General features: G+C 62.3%; 8 protein-coding genes. 5 read left to right on the top strand and 3 right to left on the bottom strand.

Annotated elements, in window-relative coordinates:
• A partial coding sequence (locus tag BLW80_RS30630; RefSeq protein ID WP_210185354.1) for a hypothetical protein occupies nt 1–200 on the top strand: 200 nt, incomplete at its 5' end.
• Nucleotides 201–462: 262 nt separating this feature from the next.
• On the opposite strand, the gene BLW80_RS26370 is transcribed toward BLW80_RS30630, so the two are convergent.
• Together BLW80_RS26370 and BLW80_RS26365 are read right to left on the bottom strand one after the other, a co-directional pair.
• Nucleotides 463–1,281 carry a DUF2927 domain-containing protein gene (locus BLW80_RS26370; protein WP_089268029.1) on the bottom strand — a complete coding sequence of 273 codons (819 nt, stop codon included), beginning with the start codon at nt 1,279–1,281 and terminating at the stop codon, nt 463–465.
• A gap of 105 nt (nt 1,282–1,386) precedes the next feature.
• Complete coding sequence (locus tag BLW80_RS26365; protein ID WP_081422064.1) at nt 1,387–2,001, bottom strand: L,D-transpeptidase; 615 nt, start codon at nt 1,999–2,001, stop codon at nt 1,387–1,389.
• 239 nt (nt 2,002–2,240) lie between these two features.
• Between BLW80_RS26365 and BLW80_RS26360 the strand changes: the two genes are divergently transcribed.
• The 3 genes from BLW80_RS26360 (at nt 2,241) to BLW80_RS26350 (ending at nt 4,464) form a co-directional block, all read left to right on the top strand.
• Nucleotides 2,241–3,782, top strand: a complete 1,542-nt coding sequence (locus BLW80_RS26360) for an acetolactate synthase large subunit (protein ID WP_093761088.1) — start codon at nt 2,241–2,243, stop codon at nt 3,780–3,782.
• A gap of 236 nt (nt 3,783–4,018) precedes the next feature.
• On the top strand, nt 4,019–4,237 hold the full coding sequence (locus BLW80_RS26355; protein ID WP_093761086.1) for a hypothetical protein: 219 nt from the start codon (nt 4,019–4,021) through the stop codon (nt 4,235–4,237).
• A gap of 17 nt (nt 4,238–4,254) precedes the next feature.
• Nucleotides 4,255–4,464, top strand: a complete 210-nt coding sequence (locus BLW80_RS26350; protein WP_139285955.1) for a hypothetical protein — start codon at nt 4,255–4,257, stop codon at nt 4,462–4,464.
• Between the two features lie 15 nt (nt 4,465–4,479).
• Here BLW80_RS26350 and BLW80_RS26345 read toward each other — a convergent pair whose 3' ends face one another.
• Nucleotides 4,480–5,358: an AraC family transcriptional regulator gene (locus tag BLW80_RS26345; protein WP_210185353.1), complete on the bottom strand. Its 879-nt coding sequence runs from the start codon at nt 5,356–5,358 to the stop codon at nt 4,480–4,482.
• A 244-nt stretch (nt 5,359–5,602) separates the two neighbouring features.
• Here BLW80_RS26345 and BLW80_RS26340 point away from each other — a divergent pair, with 244 nt between their 5' ends.
• On the top strand, nt 5,603–6,532 hold the full coding sequence (locus tag BLW80_RS26340) for a 2-hydroxyacid dehydrogenase (RefSeq protein ID WP_093761084.1): 930 nt from the start codon (nt 5,603–5,605) through the stop codon (nt 6,530–6,532).
• Nucleotide 6,533: the final 1 nt, after the last annotated feature.

Genomic DNA, 6,533 nt, shown 5'->3' with positions numbered 1-6,533 from the left:
GGATAGACAAACCCCTGGACAGTGTGACGGACGACCAAGTCAAAACGCGTTCGGCCAAGTGCTTTGCGGCTACCCTGTCCCTCCGCCCTGGGACATTAATTTTGGTGATGGGACCGTTCGCCATGGCAGATGTGCAAGCAACCGAAAAAACACCGCAGGCGGAACGTCGGGCACTTGCTCGGCGCCTCCGAAAGTCCTGATGCACTCACAATTGCGGAAGACCGCATTCGCATCAGGCCCAAGGGTGCAACGGGCACCCGGCGTTCCGCACGCCCTCTCACAGGAGGGTGGGAATGCAAGCAACGACGGCGCCCCCGCGCCGCAAACAATGGGGGCGATGACGCATGTCTGCAGAGCAGTGGCTGTTTGACATTCGAAGAAGCTGGGACGCGCAGGCGTTCGTGGAATCCCCCGCCTGGCAAAGCTTCGCTTCGCGCGGGGGGAGGGATAAGAGAAGCGCCGCTAATCCTGCAGCTCGTTCACCTTGCTCACCCAGATACGCACGTCAGTGAGCACCTGCGGCAGCACGTCCTTGACCTCCTGCACGGTCATGCCGGCCTTGATGCGGGGATCGTAGAGGATGTTGAGGATGTACTGGTCGTAGACGTCGAAGAAGCCCATCTGGACGTTGTCGTTGAACATCGTCCACGGCACCGTACTGGTATCGTTGATCGGGCCCAGCGACTGCAGCAATTCCTCATAGGCGCAGTCGAGAAAGACGAAGTCGCCATTGTCGACGGTGAGGATCACGTCGGAGCGTTCGATCTCGAAGGCCTCGTTCTTGCGGAAGCCGGACAGGCATTGCGGGTCCAGGGAGTCGCGGATCTCGTTGGCCCGGTCGGTGCCATAGAAGGTCGAGATGGTGCGATAGAGATCGCGGTCGCGCACCAGCTTCACCAGTACATTGGCGTCGTCGCGGTTGTCCGCCATGGCGATGTTGAGATGCTGCACCCGGCGCGCGATGTCGGTCACGACCTTGGCGATTTGAGCCTTGCGGTCGGCACGGCCCTCGGCGAAGACCCGCACTGGAAGCTCATATTTGCGGATGCGGTCGACGCGGCCGGCGAGGTGATACTCGGCGCCAAAGGCGGTCTTGAAAAAACCGTCGATGATCTCGCTGTCGGTAAAGGTTTTCTTCTCGGTGCGCTGGCGCGCCGTAACGGCGGGCGGCTCGCTCGCACCGGCATAAGACGGCTGCGGCACGAAGGCGGTCAAAGACGCTAGCGCCAGCAGCGCGGCAATCGTCCGGACGATGAATCGATCTGGTGTCGGGGCGGGCATTATTACTCAAGTTCTCGCAATGCGCGTATTTGCGCAAGCGTTCAGTGCCGCCCCCGCGGACAATTCGAAGGCTTCCCGCAGGAAGCCTTCGTTCTCAGCTCAAGCTCAGTTCTTGACGATGACCGTCGCGCCGACCGAGACGCGGTTATAGAGATCGGTGACATCGTCATTGGTCATGCGGAAGCAGCCCGAGGACACGGCCTGCCCGATGGTCTCCGGCTCGTTGGAGCCGTGGATGCGGTACAGCGTCGAGCCGAGATACATGGCGCGGGCGCCGAGTGGGTTGTCGATGCCGCCGGGCATGTGGCGGGGCAGGTCGGGGCGGCGGGCGAGCATCTGGGCCGGCGGGGTCCAGCTCGGCCATTCCTTCTTGGCGGTGACGCGGTGGACGCCGCCCCAGCGGAAGCCATCGCGGCCGACGCCGATGCCGTAGCGCAGCGCCTGGCCGCCCGGCTGCACCAGATAGAGCCGGCGCTCGGCGGTGTTCACGACGATGGTCCCCGGGGCGTAATTGCTGTGGAAGCCGACGGTCTGGCGCTGGATCGGGCCGGAGCTGTTGCCGCCGCCATTGCCGAAATTGGAGAAGAAGTTGGAGAGCGACGGGCCGTCGTCGACCTCGAAGTCCTGCGCCGGCGGCTGGTTGCGAACGCGTGCATCGGCAGGAAACGCAATTGTGGTGAACGCGGCTGCGGCAAAAAAGAGAGCAAAAAGGCGCTTCATCATGGTCCTCGCCAGAAAAAATTGAGGCCCAAGACAGGCCATAAATCGCCCCGATCCGCAACCCACGGCCGTGTGAGGACAGCCCGGATGGAGCGATAATAACCGGCGTTCAGCCCGCCCCGCGGCCCTCACAACGAAGCCTTGCGTTCCGACCCTTTGACGGGCCCTCCGAACAATGGTTCATCAGCCCCCGAGATCAAGAAACCGAGATACGACCCTGAATCAAACGGAGTGAGACGATGAACGGTGCGGAAAGCCTGGTGCGGACATTGGTGGCGGGCAATGTGGATGTCTGCTTTGCCAATCCGGGAACGTCGGAAATGCATTTCGTTGCGGCGCTCGACCGCGTCGAAGGCATGCGCTGCGTGCTCGGCCTGTTCGAAGGCGTCGTCACCGGCGCGGCGGATGGCTACTTCCGCATGAAGGGCACCCCGGCCTCGACGCTGCTGCATCTCGGTCCCGGCCTCGCCAATGGCCTCGCCAACCTGCACAATGCCAAGAAGGCCAATTCGGGCATCGTCAACATCGTCGGCCAGCATGCCGTATATCACATCGAATACAACGCGCCGCTGACCTCGGACATCGAGGGCCTCGCCCGTCCGATGTCGCAGTGGGTGCACACCTCGCCGGATTCCAAGTCGGTGGCCAAGGACGGCGCCGCAGCAATTGCCGCCGCCAAGGATCGCCAGATCGCGACGCTGATCCTGCCCGCTGACACCGCATGGGGCGCGGCCGATGGCGTGGCCCCGGTGCCAGCCGAGAAGCAGAGCGCCGGCTATTCGGCGCAGGCCGTCGAGACCGCCGCCAGGATCATGAAGGACGGTGGCGCCTCGACGCTGCTGCTGATGACCGGCCAGGGGCTGACCGAGAAGGGCCTGGCGCTGGCCGAGCAAATCGCCGGCAAGACCGGCTGCAAGGTGATGGGCCAGACCTACAATCCGCGTATGGCACGCGGCCGCGGCCGCTTCTCCATCGATCGCATTCCTTATGTGATCGAAGCCGCGCTTCCGCTGCTGAAGGACTTCAAGAACATCGTGCTGGTGGAAGCCAACGATCCCGTCGCCTTCTTCGCCTATCCGAACAAGCCGAGCATGCTGAAGCCGGAAGGCTGCGAAGTGCATCGCATAACCGCAGGCGGCGAGAACTCGATCGCTGCGCTGGAAGCGCTGGCCGGCGCGCTCGGTGCCAAGCCATCGGATGTGAAGCCGCAGAAGCTCGCCGAACTGGTGAAGCCGACCGGGGCGCTGAACCACACGACCATCGCGCAGGCGATCGCCTATGCGATCCCGGAAAACGCCATCATGGTCGACGAGTCGCTGACCACCGGCCGCGGCTTCTTCCCGCCGACCGCAGCGGCCGCGCCGCATGACTGGCTGCAGAACATGGGCGGCTCGATCGGCTTCTCGACCCCGGTCGCCACCGGTGCCGCCGTGGCCTGCCCGGATCGCAAGGTGATCTGCATGGTCGGTGACGGCAGCGCGATGTACACGCTGCAGTCGCTGTGGACCCAGGCCCGCGAAGAGCTCGACATCACCACCATCGTGTTCGCCAACCGCAAGTATCAAATCCTGCTCGGCGAATTCGCAGGCGTCGATGCCGGCGAGCCCGGCCAGCGCGCGCTCGATATGCTCAACCTCGACCGTCCGGCGCTCGACTGGGTGTCGCTCGCCAAGGGCATGGGCGTCCCCGGCGTTTCGGTGTCCAACGTCGACGACTTCAATAAAGCGCTCGCCAACGCGATCGCCGCGAAGGGTCCGAAGCTGATCGAAGTGGTGATGTGAGCGGCGGTTATCATCGCAGCTGACAAATACCCCGCTACCAAGCGGGGTGCCTGCCAAATAGAGAAAGGCTCCGGATCACTCCGGAGCCTTTTTTCGGCGCAACTCCACGCAGCGCTTTCTCCGGCAGGGATTGTGCTCTGCAACCTGGGCGCATCGGGAACAATAGTTGTGAACATCGCGTTGCAGAGGGACAGCTACCGCACAGACAAGTTATTTCAGCGCACTCATAAGATCAGATGGCAAAAAATCGTTGGGACGACGAACAGATTGAAATTTTGAAAGGGCTTATCGCGCGTAAAGTATCGCTGGCCAGAGCCGCGGTGATCATGAAACGACCGCAGAGTTCCGTTCAGATCCAGGCACGCCGGCTCGGAGCACCATTCCCCGGTGTTCGCGCGATTAAGGCGCGGCTGAAAGCGCAAATCGATGAAGCCGAGAAGAAAGCGTTGCGGTGAAAAGCGCGATTGAGCTTGTGGTTGCCGCCTATGTCGATACGAACCAGCTAAGTGCGTTGCAAGATCTCAAGGTGCATCGCGAAACGCTGGCGGCGTCCGTCCGCAACAGAATGGACTTCAATTTCGGCGTGTTGCTTGGGCAGCTCGACGACGACATCCGCGAAATCGAAGCCGGTATTCGCCGATTGCGTGCTTCGATGGAAGCGCGGCCAGCGGTCGAGTCCTAAGGAGGTGCGCGTCGGTCACGTTGCCAAGTCCTCCGTCTGTTCGCTCCAGCGCAGATAGTCGCGTGGTGAAATTCCCATCGAGCGACGGAACATAGCGCTGAAGGCACTTGGACTATCATAGCCGAGATCGAGCGCCACATTGGTCACCGGTTCGCGCATGGTCAGGCGCGACAATGCTTCCATCAATCGCACCTGCTGGCGCCATTCGGCGAAGCTCATGCCGGTCTCGCGGCGAAACAGCCGTGTCAGCGTCCGTCGGCCGAGGCCGCCGATCTGCGACCAGGATTCCAGATCCTGATTGTTGCCGGGCTCGCGCAGGATCGCTTCACAGATACGCGCGAGGCGGCGGTCCTGCGGCATCGGCGCACGCAATGGTACCGCGGGCATGCGACCGATTTCGGCAAGCATCAGATTCATGATTTGCCCTTCGCGGCCATCCATATCGTATTCGGTCGGGAAGGTGACGGCTTCGTTAAGCAATGCGCGCACCAGCGAGGAGACTTCCATCAACTGACACGAGGTCGGCAGGCCGATCGTCGCGTCGGGTTCGACATAGAGCGTACGCAGCTGCACGGTGCCCCAGCAGCGGCTTTGATGGACAACGCCGGGCGGGATCCACAGCGCGTGCTGCGGCGATACGGTCCAACTGCCGGTTTCCGTGATCACGGTCATGACGCCGGTCAGGCCGTGGAGAAATTGCGCGCGGCGGTGGCTGTGCCGGACGCCGACGCCGCCCGAGGAGAATTCGGCAGCCATCGCAACCACCGGGCGTTGTGCGGTCTGGAGTGCATCGGCGCGGCGGCCGCTGGCCTCGAAGCCGGAAAAACTTACCATGGCCGGCGGCGCGACGCGCTGGCGCGGCGTGTTGCACGAAATTGAAGAGATATGGCCCATACGCGACAAATCCTGACCCTGTGAAGACGGAGATGATGCGCTGACATCGTACCCTAGGATAGAGGTTTTGAGCGCATCGTTCCGGACGTTGCCATTCTCAAAGCAGGCTTCATGCCACTAACGCGTTTTCCAGCGAAGTGGGGACCGGTTCGCATTAAGAAAACGCGTAAAACAACAATCCTGAGCCCCGTTCCGATTCAATCGGAACGGAAAAGGCTCGGGCAGAAACAAACGCAGGAATTCGATGACCCGCATTACTCTCATGACAACCCTGTCCAACACCATGGGCTTTCTGGAGGACCACCTGAAGCGGGTGGTTCCCGGCGCAGTCGTGACCACTTGGCCGGAGCAGGGCGCGCTGGACGGGGAGGTTGTGGTCTGCTGGAAACCACCCGCAGGCGTGATGGCGACCATGCCGAATTTGCGGCTGATCCATTCCATCGCCGCCGGCGTGGACAATGTGCTGTCAGACACGGCGCTGCCGAAGCTGCCGCTCTGCCGGATCGTGGATCCGCTGCTGGGCAAGGCGATGGCCGAATATGTGCTGTGGGGCACGCTGTATTTTCACCGCGAATTCGACCGCGTCTCCACCAATGCCCGTAATGGGCACTGGCATCGCTACGATCAGGTCGCTGCCGCTGACAAGCGCGTCGGCATTCTCGGCCTCGGCACCCTCGGAATCCAGGCTGCCACTCTGCTGAAATCGGTCGGCTACAAGGTCTCCGGCTGGTCGCGCTCCGCAAAACAGGTCGAGGGTGTGGACGTCTTCGCCGGCGACGCCGCGCTCGACGATTTCCTGGCGCAGACCGACATCCTGGTCTGTCTGCTACCGCTAACGCAGAGCACAGTGGGAATTCTGAATGCTGACCGCTTCGCCCGCCTGCCGAAAGGGGCGGCACTTATTCTCTGCAGCCGTGGCGAGCATCTGAACGTACCGGATCTTGTCGCATCATTGCGTTCGGGCCATTTGCGCGGCGCTATTCTCGACGTGTTCGACAAGGAGCCGATGCAGCCTGACAATCCGCTGTGGACGGAGCCGGGTATTCTGGTGACGCCGCACATGGCCGGATTGGCCAAGCCACGCGTCATTGCCGACCAGATTGCCGAGAATATCCGCCGTCTCGAGGCTGGAGAGATTCTACTCAACCGCGTCGATCCGGCACTGGGATACTGAA

Origin of the sequence: Tardiphaga sp. OK245 (genome assembly GCF_900108575.1) — a bacterium.
GTDB classification, from domain to species: Bacteria; Pseudomonadota; Alphaproteobacteria; order Rhizobiales; family Xanthobacteraceae; genus Tardiphaga; species Tardiphaga robiniae.
This window is presented reverse-complemented; position numbering and strand designations above follow the sequence as displayed.

Coding starts and splice junctions, on each gene's coding strand:
- BLW80_RS26370 (WP_089268029.1), bottom strand. CDS start 1,281: ATGCCCGCCCCGACACCAGATCGATTCATCGTCCGGACGATTGCCGCG.
- BLW80_RS26345 (WP_210185353.1), bottom strand. CDS start 5,358: ATGGGCCATATCTCTTCAATTTCGTGCAACACGCCGCGCCAGCGCGTC.
- BLW80_RS26355 (WP_093761086.1), top strand. CDS start 4,019: ATGGCAAAAAATCGTTGGGACGACGAACAGATTGAAATTTTGAAAGGG.
- BLW80_RS26365 (WP_081422064.1), bottom strand. CDS start 2,001: ATGAAGCGCCTTTTTGCTCTCTTTTTTGCCGCAGCCGCGTTCACCACA.
- BLW80_RS26340 (WP_093761084.1), top strand. CDS start 5,603: ATGACCCGCATTACTCTCATGACAACCCTGTCCAACACCATGGGCTTT.
- BLW80_RS26360 (WP_093761088.1), top strand. CDS start 2,241: ATGAACGGTGCGGAAAGCCTGGTGCGGACATTGGTGGCGGGCAATGTG.